Annotated in this window: 17 protein-coding genes; 4 read left to right on the top strand and 13 right to left on the bottom strand. The window is 60.0% G+C overall.

Going from position 1 to position 20229, the window contains the following annotated elements; all coding sequences use genetic code 11:
- Positions 1-48: 48 nt before the first annotated feature.
- From CSV91_RS09370 to aspS, 11 genes are all read right to left on the bottom strand, one after another.
- On the bottom strand, positions 49-1608 hold the full coding sequence (locus tag CSV91_RS09370; protein ID WP_157758022.1) for an MFS transporter: 1560 nt from the start codon (positions 1606-1608) through the stop codon (positions 49-51).
- A 379-nt stretch (positions 1609-1987) separates the two neighbouring features.
- Entirely contained in the window at positions 1988-3472 is a 1485-nt protein-coding gene (locus tag CSV91_RS09365; RefSeq protein ID WP_099432656.1) for a UxaA family hydrolase, read from the bottom strand.
- 78 nt (positions 3473-3550) lie between these two features.
- Entirely contained in the window at positions 3551-5065 is a 1515-nt protein-coding gene (locus CSV91_RS09360; RefSeq protein WP_099432655.1) for a tagaturonate reductase, read from the bottom strand.
- Between the two features lie 96 nt (positions 5066-5161).
- Positions 5162-6589 carry a glucuronate isomerase gene (uxaC, locus tag CSV91_RS09355; RefSeq protein ID WP_099432654.1) on the bottom strand — a complete coding sequence of 476 codons (1428 nt, stop codon included), beginning with the start codon at positions 6587-6589 and terminating at the stop codon, positions 5162-5164.
- A 459-nt stretch (positions 6590-7048) separates the two neighbouring features.
- On the bottom strand, positions 7049-8128 hold the full coding sequence (locus CSV91_RS09350) for a substrate-binding domain-containing protein (protein ID WP_099432653.1): 1080 nt from the start codon (positions 8126-8128) through the stop codon (positions 7049-7051).
- Between the two features lie 145 nt (positions 8129-8273).
- Entirely contained in the window at positions 8274-8474 is a 201-nt protein-coding gene (locus CSV91_RS09345) for a hypothetical protein (RefSeq protein ID WP_035136858.1), read from the bottom strand.
- 175 nt (positions 8475-8649) lie between these two features.
- Entirely contained in the window at positions 8650-10977 is a 2328-nt protein-coding gene (feoB, locus tag CSV91_RS09340; RefSeq protein WP_099432652.1) for a ferrous iron transporter B, read from the bottom strand.
- Between the two features lie 123 nt (positions 10978-11100).
- The gene (locus CSV91_RS09335) at positions 11101-11322 is read right to left on the bottom strand and encodes a FeoA family protein (RefSeq protein WP_006234774.1); all 222 of its coding nucleotides are present in this window, start codon (positions 11320-11322) and stop codon (positions 11101-11103) included.
- A gap of 39 nt (positions 11323-11361) precedes the next feature.
- Entirely contained in the window at positions 11362-11604 is a 243-nt protein-coding gene (locus tag CSV91_RS09330; RefSeq protein WP_040358815.1) for a FeoA family protein, read from the bottom strand.
- Between the two features lie 236 nt (positions 11605-11840).
- On the bottom strand, positions 11841-12089 hold the full coding sequence (locus tag CSV91_RS09325; RefSeq protein ID WP_022094361.1) for an HPr family phosphocarrier protein: 249 nt from the start codon (positions 12087-12089) through the stop codon (positions 11841-11843).
- A gap of 143 nt (positions 12090-12232) precedes the next feature.
- Complete coding sequence (gene aspS, locus CSV91_RS09320; RefSeq protein WP_099432650.1) at positions 12233-14020, bottom strand: aspartate--tRNA ligase; 1788 nt, start codon at positions 14018-14020, stop codon at positions 12233-12235.
- 256 nt (positions 14021-14276) lie between these two features.
- Between aspS and serB the strand changes: the two genes are divergently transcribed.
- The 4 genes from serB (at position 14277) to CSV91_RS09300 (ending at position 17300) form a co-directional block, all read left to right on the top strand.
- Entirely contained in the window at positions 14277-14912 is a 636-nt protein-coding gene (serB, locus tag CSV91_RS09315; protein ID WP_099432649.1) for a phosphoserine phosphatase SerB, read from the top strand.
- A 114-nt stretch (positions 14913-15026) separates the two neighbouring features.
- On the top strand, positions 15027-15809 hold the full coding sequence (gene larB, locus CSV91_RS09310) for a nickel pincer cofactor biosynthesis protein LarB (protein ID WP_099432648.1): 783 nt from the start codon (positions 15027-15029) through the stop codon (positions 15807-15809).
- A gap of 10 nt (positions 15810-15819) precedes the next feature.
- On the top strand, positions 15820-16758 hold the full coding sequence (gene larC / locus CSV91_RS09305; protein WP_099432647.1) for a nickel pincer cofactor biosynthesis protein LarC: 939 nt from the start codon (positions 15820-15822) through the stop codon (positions 16756-16758).
- Between the two features lie 2 nt (positions 16759-16760).
- Positions 16761-17300: a TetR/AcrR family transcriptional regulator gene (locus tag CSV91_RS09300; protein ID WP_099432646.1), complete on the top strand. Its 540-nt coding sequence runs from the start codon at positions 16761-16763 to the stop codon at positions 17298-17300.
- 303 nt (positions 17301-17603) lie between these two features.
- Here the strand turns inward: CSV91_RS09300 and larD are convergent, their stop codons facing one another.
- Both larD and larA read right to left on the bottom strand, forming a co-directional pair.
- On the bottom strand, positions 17604-18335 hold the full coding sequence (gene larD / locus CSV91_RS09295; protein WP_099432645.1) for a D/L-lactic acid transporter LarD: 732 nt from the start codon (positions 18333-18335) through the stop codon (positions 17604-17606).
- 49 nt (positions 18336-18384) lie between these two features.
- Entirely contained in the window at positions 18385-19662 is a 1278-nt protein-coding gene (larA, locus tag CSV91_RS09290) for a nickel-dependent lactate racemase (RefSeq protein ID WP_172622481.1), read from the bottom strand.
- Positions 19663-20229: the final 567 nt, after the last annotated feature.

The raw sequence follows: 20229 nt of genomic DNA, 5'->3' as shown, positions 1-20229 counted from the left end.
GGTGGATCTCCGGTGGCACGGCCCTTTGGTTTGGACAATGCGTTGGCCCTACTCGGCGGGAATTACGCTGCCGTCCTGGAAGCCAACATTGTTGTGGGCGAAGCAGTCCTCGTACTTAAAGCCGGAGAGCTCCTCGCAAAGCGCCTTGACCTCGGGCTTGACGTCGGCCATCTTGCCACCCTCCTTGACACGGTGGATCTCGTCGCAAAGGATGTCGCACTGCTCCTTGTCGATCTTGATGCCGCGGGCAAGGACAGCCGCGAGCAGGAAGAAGCCGGCGCAGCCGATGAGCATGTAGCCGCAAATGTACAGAGGCACGGTGGCGGGCTGGGTCACGGCGTCGCTGTTGCCGGCGGTCTGAATGAAGCCGGAGGCAGCAAGGACGATAGCCCATACGTTGACGGCAACAGCCTGGGCAATCTGCTGGCAGAGCTGCTGAGCGGAGCTGTAGATGCCCTCGCGGCGACGCAGGGTGATGAGCTCATCGACATCGGGGATGTAGTTGAGCAGAACATCGGGCAGATACTGGAAGCCAACGTAGAAGAACTTCCAGATGGCGAAGATGATGGGGTAGGCGATCATGGCGATGGCGACCGTGGAGGTGCCGTTGATCTGACCAAAGGCGAAGTAGTTGTAGGCGATGATGCACGCGGCGCAACCGACGTTTGCCAGGTACCAAGACTTGTGGAAGCCCTTCTTGGCCATGAGGGCGACCCAGATGGCGGTGCAGACGATAGCGACGACCTTGCCGGGCATCTCCATCACGGACTCGTAGGACTTAGGAATCTGCAGACAGTAGACGATGAAGAAGGACAGGCACGCAGACCAGCAGGCAGCGGCGAGCTTCGTGGAGACCTGCGCATACAGGACCTTGCGGAAGGACTTGTTGCGGAAGGTAGAGATAACGTCGATGAAAAACTTCTTGATACCCTCGCCGACGCTCTCGATCTTCTCCTGAGCGACCTCCTCGGGGGTGTGCTCCCACGTAGACAGGTACACGCAGAGCAGCGAGATTGCCATGACCGAAGCGTTAATCGTAGCAATAATGAAGTAGCTGAACGGGTTGGTCTCGCCGAAGGTGCCAAAGCCAAAGCCGACGAGTGCTGCCATCAGGAAGCCGGCGGCGTTACCAAAGAGGTGCTTGTAGCCGGTGAGGTACGTACGCTCCTTGAAGTCATCGGTCATCTCGATGGTAAGCGGCGACAGGTTGGCGGTGCAGAACGTGTACGCGACGTTGTAGATCAGGTACAACACAAAGTAGTACGGGAAACCAAACGGCGTAGCCACAAAGATGAGCGGCTCGGCGACCATCATCGGGATAGCCAGCAAGATCCAGAAACGGCGGCGGCCAAAGATGCGGCCGATCTTGGTAGCGTAGAAGTTATCGGCCACAAAGCCCATGAGCGGGCACAGAATGGCGTTGAGATAGATGGCGAACGAGCTGATCAGCGCAGCCTCGCCTGCGGACAGACCACACTCCGTGGACAGGAACAGCACCATGTAGCTGTGCGTAAAGCTCAGGGCACCGGAGTTGAGCATGCCGCCCATACCAAAGCCCAAGCGCGTCCAGAATGTGATCTTGCGCTTTTTACCGATCTTGTTAGTCATCGAGCTCCCTCTCTTTTCTCGATTGTCTTGTAACAAGACATTGGAGTCCATACCGATGTCTGTCTGCATGTCGTCCACTCGTAGGGTGAACGTTTAGCTAGATTATGCGCGATTGCTTATGATAGGTGAACGTTCACTTGTATATTATCCTTGAACGGTCGTTTTTTGCCGTTAAACGGACATCTGACTTGAAAAAAATCACGATTACATGGGTATTGAGTGGGTTTAAATTTGAGGTCGATTAGGTGAACGTTTATTGTTTTCGCCGCTCCCGTACCCTCAGAAAGACACGCCCGAACAGACAGAACAAACATGGCCCCGCCGGGAACACTCCCGACGGGGCCATGGTCAACAGTGGCCTATGCGAATCCATTTGCCGCTACAGGCAGACGCCGTCCTTCCAGATGCTGATCTCGTGGCAGCCGCGACGCTCGGCGCTCGTAAGCTTGCCGCTCGCCGTGTCCAGCACCATCTGGTACAGGTCGCCGGCAGCCTCATCGAGCGTGCGCTCGCCCGTAGCCACCACGCCGGCGTTAAAGTCCATCCAGTTGGCCTTGTGGTCGCACAGACGCTGGTTGGTGAACACCTTGAGCGTAGGCGCCGGTGCGCCAAACGGCGTGCCGCGGCCGGTCGAGAATAGAATCACGTGACAGCCAGCAGCCGTCAGGGCCGTGGTGGATACCATGTCGTTGCCCGGACCGCACAGCATGTTCAGACCATGTTTAGTTGCCCGGCCGGCATACGGCAGCACGTCGACGATGGGGGCAGACCCACCCTTTTGCACGCAGCCACAGCTCTTGTCCTCGAGCGTGGTAATGCCGCCGTCCTTGTTGCCGGGGCTCGGGTTCTCATAGACGACCTCGCCGTGGCTGATAAAGTAGTCCTTAAAGCCGTTGAGCATGTCGGAGGCGGCATTGAAGACGTCCTGGCTCTCGCAACGATCGAGCAGAATGCTCTCCGCGCCAAACATCTCGGGCACCTCGGTGAGCACCGACGTGCCGCCGCGGGCGACGACCATATCGCTCACGCGACCGATCGTGGGGTTGGCGGTAATGCCCGAAAGACCGTCAGAGCCACCGCACTTAAGGCCAATGACCAGCTCGGAGGCCGGAATGGGCTCACGCTTGGCCTGCTTGGCCAGGTCGGCCAGCTCAGACAGAATCTTGTGGCCCTCGACCTGCTCGTCGGCTACATCCTGGCAGGTGAGGAAGCGAACGCGCTCGTGATCGAAGTCACCGAGTTCGTCGAGTACCTGCTGGTGCGTGCAGTTTTCGCAACCGAGGGACAGGAACAGCACACCCGCAGCGTTTGCGTGACGCGAGAGCGCCACCAACAGACGACGCGTCTGGGCATGGTCGGCACCGGTCTGCGAGCAGCCAAAGGGATGCGGGAAGTAGTAAACGCCCTCCAGCGAACCCTCGACCAGATCCTGAGCCTGCTCGCACATGGCACGCGCGACCTCGTTGACGCAGCCGACCGTGGGGATGATCCACAGCTCGTTGCGCGTCGCGGCGCGGCCGTCGGCGCGGCGGAAGCCCATAAAGGTCTCGGGCTCAACCGGCTCAACGACCGGATGCGTCGGGTTGTAAGCGTACTCGACCTCGCCCGAAAGGTTAGTCTTGACGTTATGCGTATGAAGCCACTGACCGGGCTGGATGTCGCCCGTCACGTGGCCGATAGGAAGACCGTACTTGACGACGTCCTCCCCCGCCGCAATGGCGCGCACGGCCATCTTGTGGCCCTGCGGAATATCCTCCGCGGCCACGACCTCGCCCACCCCGGGAACCGCGACGGCGGTGCCCTTGGCAAGCGGCGACAGCGCAACGATCACGTTGTCGGCCGGATTGATCTGGATAGTATTCATTACAAAGAGTCCTAACCCTACAGGTTGAGCAGAAGTCAGCGGGCGCCCGCCAGTTGCCCGGCGGGCGCACAGAAGGATTTAGGCCTGGGCGTTGGCAAATGCCTGCTTGGCGCCCTCGGCGCGCACGACGGCAAGCGCGTTGACGACAAACTCCTCAAGACCGGTGATCTGCGTAAGGTCCTCGCCCCACATCTGCTCGTTGCTGAGCACGTCGTGCACCAGCTCGGCATCGTCTGCACCGGCGTGGGCGGCGTAGAAATCGAGCACGAAGGCGTCGTCCTGAGCGGTATACTCGGTGCCGTCGGCACGGCGCAGGTGCAGGCCATCGCCCTCGCGGGACACAAGCTCCTGCGTATAGAAGGCAATGAGCGTAGCGAGGCTCGTGGCCAGGCACTTGGGCAGGCTGCCGGTCTCGGCAACATAGTCCTTGAGCGTGGGCAGATCGCGAGCGCGCCACTTGGCCGTGGAGTTGAGGCAAATGGAGAGCAGCGCGTGATCGATAAACGGGTTGTCGAAGCGGTTCTCGACGGCGGCGGCAAAGGCCTTGCAGTCCTCGACATCCAGATCGGCGGCAAGCGTCGGGATGACCTCGTCGTAGAGCATCGTGTTCATGAAGCCACGAACGATCTCGTCGTGCATGCAATCGCGCACGATGTCAAAGCCGGCAACCCAGGAACCCGGGACAAAGGCGGTATGGGCACCGTTGAGGATGCGGACCTTGCGCTTCTTGTACGGGGTGACGTCGGGGGTCACAAAGACGCCCGGCAGGCCGGCCTTCACGAAGGGCAGCTTCTCGGCAAGCGACTCATCGCCCTGGATACCCCACATCTGGAAGGGCTCGCGCACGGCCAGGAAGGGATCCTCGTAGCCCAGGCGCTCGGCCACGGCAGCGGCCTCCTTGGGGTCGCGGATGCGGCCGGGGACGATAGTGTCGACGAGCGTGGTGCAGACGGTGCAGTCGTTGGCCATCCACTGCGAGAACTCATCCTCCCAGCCCCAGTCGCTCACGTACTGGTTCATGATGCGCAGCAGCTCCTCGCCGTTGTGATCGATGAGTTCGCAGGCGAGCACGATGACGCCCGGCTTACCGGCAGCCCAGCGAGTGTGAAGGACCTGGACAAGCTTGGCGGGGAAGCTCGCGGGCGGCATGTCGTCGGCCTTGCAGGACGGATCGTAGGCGATACCGGCCTCGGTGGTGTTGGAGACGATAATCTCCAAATCGTCGGAGACGGCGACCTCCATCATGGCGCGGTAGTCGTCCTCGCGATACGGATTGAGGCAGCGGCTGCAGGCGCTGATCACACGGGACTCGTCGACCGTGTTGCCGCTCTCCTTGCCGCGCACCAGCACGGTGTACAGGTCATCCTGAGCGTTAATGCCGTCGGCAAAGCCAAAGGCACCGCTGATGGGCTGGACCATGACAACCTTGCCGTTCCAGCCGGTTGCCTCGTTGCCCATGTCAAAGAAGCGGTCGACAAAGGCGCGCAGGAAATTGCCCTCGCCAAACTGCAGAACCTTCTCGGGCGCGTCCTTGGGCAGCAGGTAGCCCTTGTAGCCGATCTTCTCGAGCGTCTCGTAGCTGATGTTCTCCATCGATGTCTCTCCTTAGATTGCTGTTAGCGTGCAGGCAAAACGGGGGCGCCGCGTGTGGCAACGGCGCTCCCGAGTTCGGTGTGATTCGATGCGGGTTTAGGCCTCGACGGTATCCAGGTCAAAGCCAAAGTAGCGGACTGCATTGTTGTAGCTGATGTCGCGCACGATGGCTCCCAGCAGCTCCATGTCGGCCGGATACTTGCCCTGCTCGACCCACTCGCCGATCACGCCGCACAGCACGCGACGGAAGTACTCGTGACGCGGGTAGGACAGGAAGGAGCGGGAATCGGTAAGCATGCCCACAAAGTTGCCCAGCACGCCCTCGTTAGCCAGAGCCGTGAGCTGCTCGCGCATACCGACCTCGTTGTCGTTGAACCACCAGGCAGAGCCGTTCTGGATCTTGCCGGCGGTCGGAGCCTCCTGGAAGCAGCCCATCACGGTATCGATCATGGTGTTGTCGATGGGGTTCAGGCTGTACAGGATGGTCTTGGGCAGACCCGTGGACTCCTGGATGGAGTTGAGGAAATCGGCCAGCTGGTCGGACGGCGTGTAGTTGGAGATGCAGTCGTAGCCGGTGTCGGGACCGAGCTTGGCGAACATAGCGCGGTTGTTGTCACGCTTGCAGCCAAAGTGCAGCTGCATGGCCCAGCCAAGGCGGACATACTCGCCGGCGACGAACTGCATAAAGGCCGTCTTGTACTTGAGGACCTCGTCCTCGGTAAGCGGCTCGGCGGCAAGGCCCTTGGCAAAGATGGCCTCGATCTCGTCGGCGGTAGCCGGAACGTACATAACGTAGTCGAGCGCGTGGTCGGAAGCGCGGCAGCCCAGCTCGTGGGCAACGTCGTAGCGCTTGGAGATGGCAGCCTTCATGCCCTCGAAGTCGCTGATCTCAACGCCAGCAACCTCGGAGAGATGCTTGCAGTAGTCGGCGAACTCCTGGCCACGCTCGATGCGCAGGGCGGCATCGGGGCGCATGGCGGGAACGACCTGAACGTCAAAACTGTCGTCGGCGGCAATCTTCTTGTGCCACTCAAAGCTGTCGGCGGGGTCGTCGGTAGTGCAGATCATGCGGACGTTGGACTGCTTGATCAGGTTGCGGCAGGTAAAGCTGGCCTCAGCGAGCTTGGCGTTGGCAAGGTCCCAGACCTCCTGAGCGGTTTTGCCGTTCAGGACGCCCTCGTAGCCAAAGTAACGCTTAAGCTCCAGGTGGCTCCACTCAAAGACGGGGTTGCCCACGCAGCGGCCCAGGGTCTCGGCCCACTTCTGGAACTTCTCGCGAGCAGGGGCATCGCCGGTAATGAAGCGCTCGTCGACGCCGTTGGCACGCATTAGGCGCCACTTGTAGTGGTCGCCGCCCAGCCAAACCTCGGTGATGTTCTCAAAACGCTTGTCGTCCCAGATCTCCTTGGGAGAAATGTGGCAGTGGTAGTCAACGATGGGCATACCCTCGGCAAAGTTGTGGAACAGCTCCTCGCCGGTTTTGGTGCTCAGCAGGAAATCCTGATCGTCCATGAAGTTTTTCATCAAACAACCCCTTTGTTGGCGGAGCGGGCGCACGATGCGCTCGTTATCCTCTAGGTGAACGTTCACTATACTAATTCATTGCGACTTAAAAGGTGAACGTTCACCTAACCACCATGGGGTGAACGGTCGATTTTGCCCGTTCAACGGTTACTGGAGCCGTGACTTGTATGTATTGCGAATTGGCAGGCGTCCCCGAATACCGAACTTGAGCGCTTTGGCCAGGTGGGTCATGTTCCGCCGTGCATTTTTGGGAGTATTCAGCATCGGAGCGCACCGCGCACCGTCTTCGGAGCCCTATCTGATGCTCATATTGCGCCCAATCGGCATAAATAAGTGCCCCCGATGGCGAATTACGCCATCGGGGGCACTTGAAACAGTCGTCCTAGCCTCTTTCGGGACACGCCATTGCTGAATACTCCAAAAAATGCACGTCGCAAGAGGGGGTACCTGACTAAACGGCTAAATTCCCGCAAGCTCGCAGTAGCGGTCGACGTTGCTGGCAAACACCATCTCCACAGCACCCTTCTGCACGGGCTCCGCCGGAGTTTTACCCCACAGCAGATACTCGCCCAAGGTCTTAGCGCCACGGTAGGCCAAGCTCACCGGGTCCTTATAGACAATATTAGTAAAGATGCCACGGCGCAAGGCCAAGGCGCTCTCGGGGAACAGGTCGTTGCCGATTACCATGACCTTGCCGGCCTTGCCGCTTGAAACAAGCGCGTCGGCGACCACCTCGGAACCAACGGCAAAAACGCTACAGATGAGCTCGGGAGCATCCGGCGCACTCAAGCGCTGCTCAAGCTCGCGCTCGAGCTGTTTGACTTGCGCATGGGCGCCGGCAAGGTCCTCAACTTGCCATGGAATATCGTGTTCGCGCAGGTAATTATGAAAGGCGCGGGCGGTCAGGTAGTGTGAATCGGTATAGGGGTCGCCCGCCAACAGGAGCACGCGGGCGTCAGCCCCAGAAGCGTGGACCAGATTTGCCGCCTGCTCTGCCATAAGACTGCCCGCCGCGGAATAGTCCGCCAGACTGGCGCCCAGGCGATCGAGGTGCGGTCGGTCGCCGTCGACGAGCTCAATCGCCACACCCGCCTCGGCAATCTGCCTCAAAAGCTCGGTTGCGCGGTCATCGCCCGGAACATAGGCAAGCAGGCCGTCAATCTTCTCGCCTACCTGCAGACGCTCATCAATCTGCTCGAGCGCATCGGCGTAGCCGCCCACGCCAAATTCTAAGCGCTCAACCGTAATGCCCTGATCGATGACCTCCCGCTCAAAGCGGTTGCAGCCTTCCCAAAGGTAACGGAAAAAGTACGCCCCCTCGCGCGATGCGCGGGGCAGGCAAAACACCAGGTTGATATCCTTGCGTCGCAGGCTCGAGGCACTCGTATTGCGATGGTAACCCATGGCCTCGGCCTTAGCATTCACCTTGGAGCGCACGGATTCGCTCACGCCGGCCTTACCCGTCAGGGCCTTGTGCACGGTATTGATGGAAACGCCAAGCTCGGCGGCTATGTCCTTCATGGTTACGCGAGCGCTCATGGGGTTACTCCGTTATAGATAAGTTGCCAATTAACAGTACAGGTAACGATACCCCAAAATCACTCTTCAACTCGCCGCGCTCTCCCCCAAATGTGCAAAGCGCCCCGCGAACGGATGCTCGCGAGGCGCTTGGGTGCCTGGACCTTTATTTGATACCGCGGCCCAAGTCTTCGGCAATTTTGTCCACGCCCTTAAGTGCGGCGCACGTCTTTTTGTTGGAGCAATGCCCCGTGCAAACGCCACCCTGAGCGCAGTCGGCGCAGGTGCCCTTGCGGTAGATGCGCACGCACACGGCGACAAACGCAATACCGATAACAGCCAGTACAACAATATCGATAGGTGCCATAGCAAGCCTCCTCTAGTTAACCAACACTTACTTTACCCCATTCTCCACCTGCCAAAAAGGGACAGGTATATTTTGATCGGTTTTATCTGCGGAAACGCCACATCTCCCTCACCAAAAAGCCCGAGTGTCGCTGGGACACCCGGGCTCGTGAAAAGGGGCCGATCCTTATTCGGACTTAAGCGGAAACTGCGGCGGAAGCAGTGTTGGTCTCATCCTCGTCGGTCCAAGCGTGCTTGGGCATGGGACGGAAGATCTGGAAGAGCATCGCAACCAGCAGCACGATAGCCACAACCGTCCAGATACCAAACTGGCCCAGAACGAGCAGGTTGTAGAACTGGTTGATGAACAGGCCGATAACCCATGCGAAGGCGCACTCGTAGCCGATGGCGATCGCGGTCCACTTGCCGGAGTCCATCTGGTTGCGGATGGTGCCCATGGCGGCAAAGCATGGAGCGCACAGCAGGTTGAACGCGCCAAAGGCAACGCAAGCGCCCATAGTCGGGAACATGCCGGCAAACGCGGTCCACAGGCTCGGGTCGGTCTCGCCGGCGTCGGCGACGGACAGCAGCGAACCGGCGGTGGCGACGACGTTCTCCTTAGCGACAAGGCCCGAGACGGTCAGCGCAGTTGCCTGCCAGGTGCTAAAGCCGAGCGGGGCGAAGATCCAGGCGACCAGGTTGCCCAGCATGGCAAGCACGGAGTAGTCCATGAACTCCTCGGGGATGCCCTCCATAGCAGGCAGGAAGCCAAACGTGCCGTTGTAGCTACCAAAGTTGGACAGGAACCACACCACAACGGTGGACGCGAAGATGACCGTACCGGCCTTCTTGATAAAGGCCCAGCAGCGCTCCCACACGTGCAGCGCCCAAGAGCGGATCGCCGGGAAGTGGTAGGCAGGAAGCTCCATAACGAACGGCGTCGGGCGGCCGGCGAAGAGCTTGGTCTTCTTAAGCATGAGGCCCGAGGCGATGACGGCAAAGACGCCCAAGAAGTAGAACAGCGGGCTGATCCACGCGGCGGTGGTGGAAGAATCGCCGATGATGGAACCCATGAGCAGGGCGATGATCGGCAGCTTGGCGCCACAGGGAATGAACGTGGTCGTCATGACCGTCATGCGACGGTCCTTCTCGTTCTCGATGGTCTTGGTGGCCATGACGCCGGGGACGCCGCAGCCCGAGGACACGAGCATGGGGATAAAGGACTTACCGGACAGGCCGAAGCGGCGGAACACGCGGTCCATGATAAAGGCGACGCGGGCCATGTAGCCGCAGTCCTCCAGGAAGGACAGCATCACAAAGAGCAGGAACATCTGCGGGACGAAGCCGAAGATGGCGCCCAGGCCGCCGACGATGCCGTCGCAGACCAGTGAATCGACCAGGCCGCCGTCCTCGGTGCCGCCCGCCACAAGGGCGTCGTGCACCATGGTGGTGATACCCGGGACATAGGGCCCATACTGCGCCGGGTCGACCGAGTCGGCGTTGTCGCCCGCAGCCTCAACAGCTGCGTCGTAGGCATCGCGGCCCTGACCGAGCACGTACCAACCGTCGGTGCCGAAGAGCTGGTCGTTGGTGAAGTCGGTCACCGTGCCGCCTAGGGTGGAAACGGCGATGTAGTACACGCAGAACATGATGACGACGAAGATCGGCAGGCCCAGGATACGGTTGGTAACCACGCGGTCGATCTTCTCGGAGGTGCTCATCTTGGCCGGAGCCTTGGTAAGGCACTCGTCGATGATGTGGGCGATCACGCCATAACGCTCGCCGGTGATGATGGACTCAGCGTCGTCGTCGCAGTCCTGCTCGCACTGAGCGACCAGCTGCTCCACGCGAGCGGCCTTCTCCTTGGTGAGGTTGATGAGCTTGCAGGCGTCCGCGTCGCGCTCGAACAGCTTGACGGCGTAGTAGCGACGCTTGTTGGCGGGAACGCTCGCCGGCAGATTGTTCTCGATGTGGTCCAGAACGTCCTCGATGGAAGAGTCGAACTTGTGCTCCGGCACCTGGCCCTTGGAAGCAGCGGACTTCTTGACCTGCTCGAACAGCTCCTTGATGCCCTTGTTCTTAAGGGCCGAGATCATCATGACCGGACAACCGAGCTTCTTGGAAAGCTTGTCCGTGTCAATCTTGTCGCCGTTCTTCTCGACCAGGTCGGCCATGTTGAGGGCAACGACCACGGGCAGGCCGGTCTCGATAACCTGAAGCGCCAGGTACAGGTTGCGCTCGAGGTTGGTGGCATCGACCACCTGGACAACGACATCGGGCTCGCCGCTCATGAGGTAGTCGCGCGAGCACTGCTCCTCGGGGCTGTAGGGGGAAAGCGAGTAGATGCCGGGGAGGTCCGTAATCGTGACGCTCTTGTCGCTCAGGAGCTTGGCTTCCTTTTTCTCAACCGTGACGCCCGGCCAGTTGCCAACGTAGCCGTTGGCGCCGGTGATCAGGTTGAAAAGCGTGGTCTTGCCGCAGTTGGGGTTACCCGCCAGCGCGACATGGATCTGAGAATCCGCCATTCAATCCTTCTTCCTTGTGTGCCCGCGCTGCTTTCTCCGCGCGGGCTGGATAATGTGCTTCAAAGATGCTGGATTAAGTTAGAAAAACCTAACTTTATCTGCAGAAATATGCGCCGCGAGTCCTTACTGGACCTCGACGACGGCAGCCTCCTCCTTGCGAATGGAAAGCTCGTAGCCGCGCACGTTGATCTCGACCGGATCTCCGAGCGGCGCGACCTTCACGACCTTAAACGACGTGCCCTTGATGAGCCCCAGGTCCATGAGGTGGCGGCGCAGCGCGCCCTCACCGTGAAGCTTGACGATGGTAGAGCTCTCGCCCACCTTAACGTCACCCAACGTCTTCATTTATTTGTCCCCCTTTCAGTTTTTACAGAATGCTGCGGACTAACCGACGGTCATGATGTGCATGGCAACCTTGGAATCGATGCCAAAGCGTGCGCCCAGCACCGTGACGATGATGTTGGCGCCACTCGAGCTCACCACGTGGATCTCGCTGCCCTCGACAAAGCCGAGGTCCTTGAGGTGGTGCTTCATGTCCTCATTGCCCTTTACACGAGACACGCGCACGGTTTCGCCCGCCTTTACCATCGAAAGCGGCATAGCCGGCATCTGCGGTCCGCAAGACATGAGTGAGCTCCTAACGTCGGTTCGTCCTCAACATCGACGCGGTAAAAGTTAACCACGTCTATGTTCGCTTTAGTAAACTAACACGTGGTTAACTTTTTGGAAAGGGTCCTCATTCAGTTTTCGAAAAAGTTTCCTATACGAAACAAAAGAGGCACCGCAAAGACCATCTCTTTGCGGTGCCTTGTCATACCAATTTATGCAACAAAGGGAGCTGCCCCTTTGCCACATTATTGCGGTTAAAGCGAGAGGTTTCTGATCGATGTGACGCAGGAGGCCTCATCCACGCCCGAAACGCGAAAGATGATGTCCTCGCCACATTCGCCGTAGAGAGCCATGAGCCCCATCACATCGCGGCCATCCGTGTGACGATCGCCGATGCTGACCGATACGTCGCTACGATGCTTGGCAATGATGTCGTAGAGCAGCGCAACCGGGCGGGCATGTAGTCCCAACGGATCTTTAATCGTCTTTGTAAACTCGACCATGTCCCCTCCCGCGGCATCGCACATTCGGCCGGCAAACCCAGCCACGTGGTAGTTATTGTACGTTACCGGCGCACCCCCGTCCCACAAAAAACGAGGGAAGGAACGCGTCCTTCCCTCGTTACAGGCAATATGCAGCCACTCGCCTACATCAAGCGCAGGCTGACGTCCTTGAGCTGGGCGCCGGAAACAGCACTCGGAGCGCCCGACATAAGGTCGGAGCCGCTGGCCGTCTTAGGGAACGCCATGACGTCGCGAATGGAGTCGGAGCCGGTGAGCAGCATGCACACGCGGTCCAGGCCCAGAGCAAAACCGCCCATCGGGGGTGCACCAAACTTGAGGGCCTCCATGAGGAAGCCAAACTGCGACTCGGCGCGCTCCTCGGTAAAGCCCAGGAGCTTGAGCATGGACATCTGCATCTCGGCGTTGTGGATACGCATACCGCCGCCGCCGGCCTCAAAGCCGTCCATGACAAAGTCGTAGGTGCAGGAACCGGCTGCCAGCGGATCGGCCTCGATCTTGGCGATGTCGGTCTCGGTCGGCAGGGTAAAGGGCTGGTGCTCGGCAGCATAGGCTTTGCGATCCTCGTCCCAGTGGAACAGCGGGAAGTTGACGACCCACAGGAAGTCGTGGCCCTCGCGCTTGATCTCGAGCGCGTTAGCCATGTGGGAACGCATGCCGCCCAGGATCTCGTCAGAGAGCAGGCGCGGACCGGCGGCGAACATCACAAGGTCGCCGGGCTCGACGTTCATGCGCTCACGCAGAGCCGCCATCTCCTCGTCCGAGAAGAACTTGACGATGGGGCTGTTGATGGAGCCATCCTCGCGGAAAGCGATCCAGGCCAGGCCCTTGGCGCCAAACGTGGAGGCCACGCCGGCGAGCTTATCGATCTTGGCACGTGCCCAGGCACCGGCGCCCTTGGCGTTGATGGCCTTGACGACAGAGCCCTCCTCGTTTGCAGCAGTCGCAAAGACCTTGAACTTGGAGTTGGCAAAGATGTCGGTCAGGTCGACCAGGTGCATGCCGTAGCGAGTATCGGGCTTGTCGGAGCCATAGGTGTCCATGGCCTCCCAATAGTCCATGCGACGCAGCGGCGTGGGCATCTCGACACCCATGCGGCCGAAGGCGTCGGCCAGGACCTCTTCGAGTGCGCTCATAACGTCGTTCTGGTCCACGAAGGACATCTCGATATCGACCTGGGTGAACTCGGGCTGGCGGTCGGCACGCAAGTCCTCGTCGCGGAAGCACTTGGCGACCTGATAGTAGCGCTCGACGCCACCGACCATGAGCAGCTGCTTCAGGAGCTGCGGGGACTGCGGCAGGGCGTAGAAGTTGCCCGGCTGGATGCGGCTGGGGACGATGAAGTCGCGGGCGCCCTCGGGCGTGGACTTAAACAGGGAGGGCGTCTCGACCTCCATGAACTCACGGTTGTGCAGCGCCTCGCGAATGGCAAAGGTAAAGTCGGAGCGCAGCTTGAGGTTGGCCATCATCTCGGGACGACGGAGGTCCAGATAGCGATAGCGCAGGCGGGTGTCCTCGCTGGTCTCGATGCCGTCCTCGATCTGGAACGGCGGGGTGACGGAAGTGTTGAGCACCTCGGCATGATCGGTCAGGACCTCGATCTCGCCGGTCGCGAGCTTGGTGTTGGTGGTCTCCTCGCCACGGGCGCGCACGACGCCATGGATCTTGATGGGCCACTCGGGACGCATAGTCTCGGCGATCTTAAAGGCGTCGCCGTCGGAGTGCTCGGGGTCGAAGGTGAGCTGCGTGATGCCCTCGCGGTCGCGAAGGTCGCAGAAGATAAGGCCGCCGTGGTCGCGGCGACGGCTCACCCAACCGGTGAGGGTGACCTCTTCGCCCACGTTCTCGCGGCGAAGCTCGCCGCAGGTACGGGTGTGCATGGAATGCTCGTCGATGGGACGGGTCTGGCTCATACCAGTGATCCTCCTTTATGGATCTGTGCCGCCCCGTGTCGTTCCGGGCGGCGTCGTACAGATTTGCCCGGCCTGCGTAAACCGCGCAGCCAGACATGGCGTTCTATCTTATCGCACCTGTGTCGATGTGCCGTGGAAAAGTAGCTCCTGCCCAAAGACTTGACGGAGACGAAACAATTGACGCGCCGCGGCACCCGCCCGCGCTCGTCACGTGCGACAATGTGCCCCAATACAACTGCACTCGGAAAGGCCCGTCATGACCGCACGCCTCATCGTTATGGATATCGACTCCACGCTCATCAACCAGGAGGTCATCGACCTGTTGGGCGAGGAGGCCGGCGTAGGCGAGCAGGTGGCACAGATCACTGAGCGCGCCATGCGCGGCGAGCTCGACTTTAAGCAGGCGCTCGAGGAGCGCGTGGGGCTGCTTGCCGGCTTGGACGAGAGCGTGTTCGAGCGCACCTTTGAGCGCGTGACGTTTACCCCCGGCGCGCTGGAGCTTGTGCGCTCGGCGCACAGCAAGGGCTGGAAGGTCGGCGTGGTAAGCGGCGGCTTTCACGAGGTCGCCGATAAGATCGTGGCCGCCGCGGGCATCGACTTTTGCCTGGCTAACCGCCTGGAGGTCGTGGACGGCAAGATCACGGGTAAGCTGGCGGCAGACATCGTGACCAAGGAGTCCAAGCTTATCCAGCTGTTGGACTGGGCAGTTGAGTGCGGCGTCGACATAGCCCATACGGTCGCGATCGGCGACGGCGCCAACGACATCCCCATGATCCAGGCCGCAGGCACGGGCATCGCGTTTTGTGCCAAGCCCAAGACGCGCGAGGCCGCCCCGTTTACCATCGACGAGCGCAACCTGATGCTCGCCATGGACATCATCCTGCGCGACTAGTCGATCCGTCTAACAATTGAATCAGTCTGTCCTATAGTTTCCGAACAATTTTGTCTTAGTGTTCGGAAATATACCCTTTGAGTGCTAGACTTTGCGCCGTCGAAGGGAACATATATGGATAAGCGAGATCTTGAGCAATTGCTGAGCGATGTTGCCGGCGGAGCAGTCACCCCTGCCGACGCCCTCACGCGCATCCAGACGGCTCCGACCGCCGATTTGGGCTTTGCGCAGCTCGATCTTTCGCGCGGGGTGCGCCAGGGAGCCGGCGAGGTTGTCTACGGGGCCGGTAAAACCGCCGATCAGATTGCCGCCATTATCGAAGCACTGCGCGATGCCGGCCAGGAGCGCATCCTGGTCACGCGCCTGGATGCCGAAAAAGCCGCGCGCACCGCTGAGCTTCTTGGCAACGGCATCGACCTGGGATATGTCCCGGACGCACAGCTCGCCCTCGTGGGCGGCAAGCCCTCCCCCACCGGCAACGGACGCATCGTTGTCGCCTGCGCCGGCACGAGCGACTTACCCGTCGCCGAAGAAGCCGCGTTGACGGCCGAATTCTATGGCAACGAGGTCGACCGCCTCTACGACGTAGGTGTCGCCGGCCTGCACCGCCTGCTCGCGCATGCCGAGGAACTTGCTCAGGCGCAGGTGGTCATCGCCATCGCCGGCATGGAGGGCGCCCTGGCGAGCGTTATCGGCGGTCTGGTGAGCTGCCCGGTCATCGCCGTCCCCACCAGCGTGGGCTATGGCGCGAGCTTTGGCGGCGTGGCCGCACTGCTCGCCATGCTCAACTCCTGCGCCAGCGGCGTTTCGGTCGTCAACATCGACAACGGCTTTGGCGCCGCCTACCAGGCAAGTCTTATCAATCATCTGAGCGCTGGCACGCCCTGCGCCCGTTAAGGAGCATTCCATGTCCAACCATCAGCACACGCTTATCATCGACGGTACCTCGGGCATCAGCGGCGATATGACCGTCGCGGCCCTGCTCGACCTAGGCGCCAGCGAGGAGCACCTGCGCGAGCAGCTCGCCACGCTGCCGGTCGACGGCTTTACGATCGCCGTCACACGCGTAAACAAGCATGGCATCGACGCCTGCGATTTCGACGTCCAGCTTGCAGAGGAGCTCGAGAACCACGATCATGATATGGCCTGGCTCTACGGCAACGAGGCTGCTGTCGAGCACGTGCATGAGCATGGACACCACCATCATGATCATGGTGAGCACGAACACGAGCACGAACACGAGCACGAACACGAGCACGACCACGACCACGACCACGACCACGACCACGACCACGAGGGTCATCATCACGCCCACCACCATCACCACCGTTCTTTAGCAGACGTCACCGCCATCATCGATGGCTCGCAGTTAAGCGATGGCGCCAAGCGTCGCGCGCTCGCCATCTTTACCGCGCTCGCCGCCGCCGAGGCCAAGGCCCACGGCAAAACGCCCGAGACCGTCATGTTCCACGAGGTGGGCGCCGTCGACTCCATCGTCGACGTCTGCTCCGTCGCCATCTGCCTCGACAACCTGGGCATCGAGAACATCGTGGTCGAGTCGCTCTCCGAGGGCCACGGAACCATCCGTTGCGCCCACGGCCTCATGCCCATTCCCGTCCCCGCTGTCGTCAACCTGTGCCAGGCGGGCAATATCGCCCTCACGCCCGCACCGGTCGCCGGCGAGCTCGTGACGCCCACGGGCGCTGCCGTCGTCGCTGCACTGCGCACGTCCGAGCACCTGCCGGCCCGCTACCGCATCGAGGCCGTCGGCTACGGCGCCGGTAAGCGCCCCTACGAGGGCTGCTCCGGCACGCTTCGCTGCCTGCTCGTTCACGCGGACGCATAGCCATGGATGCCCGCAAGACAAAAAGCCGCGCCGCCATCGTTGCGGCGTTCTCCGAGCTGCTGCGCGAAGAGGACTACGGCAAGATCACCGTCGGCGACATCATCGCTCGCGCCCATGTGGGTCGGGCCACGTTCTACGGCCTCTTCAAGAGCAAAGATGATCTGCTCGCTGAGCTCGTGAGCGACATCTGCACCCACGCCCTCGACGACGATGGCACACCGCTCGACGACCCACGCGTGCAGGTCGAGCATATCCTCAACAACCTCTGGGAGTGCCGCCAGGGCGTACGAGCCCTCGTAGCCGGCGCCGGCTCACGCGTCTTCGCCGACTGTCTCCGCAAGACCATCATGTCGCGCGCAGCCGAAACCGTCCCTACCGACCCAAACGGCCCCGCCGCCACCATGGACCGCAGCTTCCTCCTCCACCACATAGCCTCAAGCTTCGTAGGAATGGTCCAATGGTGGGCCTGGCACAACTTCCAAGCCCCAAAAGAGGACGTAGCCAAAGACTACCTATCAGCCATAAAACCCCTCTTAAACTAAGTAAGAAGCTCATCCCAAAGCATCGCCCCAACCCAGGGCGCCACGCATCCCAAAGTGTCGCTCGCACTTCAACGCCCCCAACAGCAACAAGCCCCTCCCATCCCAATTCAAATATATACGTTGGGTTGCTTGTTCCAACGCGACTAAAATCCCGCAGCTGATCGCATGGGGTAACTTCCCATCGCATTCCGCAGGACGCAAAAAGGCTCGCCGCACGAAGTGCGCAGCGAGCCTTTTTGCATGTCCGAGGACGCGCTGGGAAGTTACCCCATGCGGACGGCGGACAACCTATGTAGCCTTGGACTAGAACATGCCCAAGAAACCATGCACAAACAGTGCAGCCAAGATAGCACCGACAAACGGAGCGATGCCAGGAACGAGCAGGCCGTACTTCCAGTTGTTGTCAGCCTTGTTCTTGATCGGCAGTACCTGATAGGCCATGCGAGGACCAAGGTCACGAGCCTGGTTCATGGCGAAGCCGGTGATGCCGCCCATGCCCATGCCAACGGCCCAAACGATCAGGCCGACGCAAATTGCGAGCATCAGAACGTTCTCGCCGGCGCGGCTAGCGGCAGCGAGGATAGCGCTGATGAACACAAAGGTGCAGATAGCCTCGCAGAAGAAGTTACGAGCATAGTTCGTGCCCTCGGTGGTGGGGTTGGTCGAGAAGATGTTGCGCTGAGCAATGGGGTCGACGACGCCCTCGGAAGCCTTGAACTCATCGGCATACATCAACCAAGCGATTACGGCACCCACAAAGCCGCCGAGCATATCGGCAATCATGAAGGGGATGCAGCTGCTCCACGGTACCAGGCCGACGATGCACTGCGCAAGAACCATAGCCGGGTTCATGCACACGGCGCCGCCAAAGACAAACAGGCAGACCGAGATGCCAAAAGACCAAGTAGTAATGGCAAACATGTGGCCGGAGCCCTGATACTTGGTGCCCTTAAGCACCGTATCGCAGTGCACGCCCACGCCAAAGATGATCATGAGGGCCGTTGCGCCGAATTCGCAGAGGAGTTTGGTAAGCATAAAACCTTATCTTTCTTGTCGGTTATAAACGATTCGTTTAGGCCGCGCACTAGCGCTGCGCGACGACAACGCCCAGGCCATCGGGAATAACGGCTACCTTGGCATCGGCACCCTTCATCTCAAAGGCGAGCTTGAGCGCCTCCTCGATAGTGTTGACCGGCGTCATGTGCATATCCTTGAGCATCTGGTGATCGCACAGGTCGGTGACCATGATCACAGGGTGATGCGCCAGGATGCGGGCAAAGATCTGGCTCGTCCACTGGTCGGGCAGGGTCTCGTCCTTAGGACGATCGATGCAAGCGCGCTCAAACTCCGCCGGATCGTTGTCGGCGATGTTGTGATAGAAGCCCTCGCCACCGTGACCGTCGGCGCAACCGGCGACATCGATGATCACGCCGCCCTCGGGAAGCGTGGCCTCGGCAGCGCACATGCCCTTCACGGCCTGGTAGATGTTCTGGTCGAGGGGGTAGCCGCCGTTGGTGGTGATGGCAATCTCGCACTCGACGGGCTCAACGCCGGCAAGGCTCTTCACGAACTCGCAACCAGCCTCGTGCGCCTTGTGGATGTCGCCGGCAAAGGAGCCGATGACCTCGTGCTTGCCGTTGAGCACAACGTTAAGCACAAAGGCAAGGTGAGCCATCTCGGCGGCGGCAAACATGTCCTCGCTCACGTGGTTGTGGCACAGGTTGCCGGCACGCGAGTGGGAATCATTCACAAACTGACCGTTGTGGTTGTACATGATGGTCTTGTAGCTGGCGATGCCGGGCAGCACGGACTTGCGGCTGCCAGAGAAACCGGCAAAGAAGTGCGGCTCAATAAAGCCCTCGGCAAGCAGCAGATCGCAATCGGCGGCAATCTTGTTGATGATGCACTCGCCACCAGAAGGCAGGGTGCCGATCTTTTTCATCATGCTGTCGTCAGTCGCGACGTGCATAACGATTTCCTCGTTAGCAACGATCTCCTCGCCATACTTATTGACGAGCTCCTCGTGCGTCGACGGACGGTGCATACCCGTAGCAACCAAAATACGCACACGAGCCTCGGGCGCAGCGGAATGGATGTGATGCAGCAGAATAGGCATCGTCACACGCGAGGGAACGGGACGCGTATGATCGGAGCTAATGATGACGATATCCTTCTTGCCAGCACAAAGCTCCTCGAGCGAAGGTGAGCCATAAGGGTTGGCAAGCGACTCCTCTACCAGCTCTTCCTGAGATTTTGTAGTCTTAAACTCGTTTTGATGACCTTCCATCACACCCGCGAAGTTCTTATCCTCGAGCTCCAGATGCAACGTCTTGTGGTCAAACGGCAGTTCACATTCAAACAATGATGAGCGCCCTCTTCCTTTCAACTGACACACTAGATAAACCGTTGGAAGGATACGCCGCTCACCGAAAAACACCACCGTCCACCGACTCATTAACACAACGTTCATATTTGACCCACAACAAAACGACCGCGATCCCAAACGGGACCGCGGCCGCCCGTAAAAGACACAATAGAAAGGATGACTTACACAGCGCCGAGGCAAACATCTACCCCAAGACGTACGCACGTAAAGCATTTTGCATAAATGCGTTAATAATTGCATAAAATGGCGCATGGATTTCTAGCCGTAACAGGGTAGTACCCTCCGGAGCGTGCATTTTTGCGAGTATTCAGCATCGCGGGATAAGATTTTGGTGTCAAAAGTCTTTCAAAAAGTAGATAGTCCTCATGACTCGACCCATCTGGATGGCATGCGGCGAGAAACCAGCCATATATGGACATCGCCAAGGCCCAATTGTCGTGCAAAAGCATCAACAAAGGCAGCGAAAGCCGGCTATGGCCTTATGCATCAATCTTTGGCTGCTGAAAACTCCGTTTTTTGCACGTCGCCCCAAGCACCACCCTC

It is taken from the genome of Collinsella aerofaciens, from assembly GCF_002736145.1.
Lineage (GTDB): Bacteria > Actinomycetota > Coriobacteriia > Coriobacteriales > Coriobacteriaceae > Collinsella > Collinsella aerofaciens_A.
The sequence above is the reverse complement of the archived record's forward strand: the minus strand, read 5'-3'. Positions and strand labels throughout refer to the sequence as shown.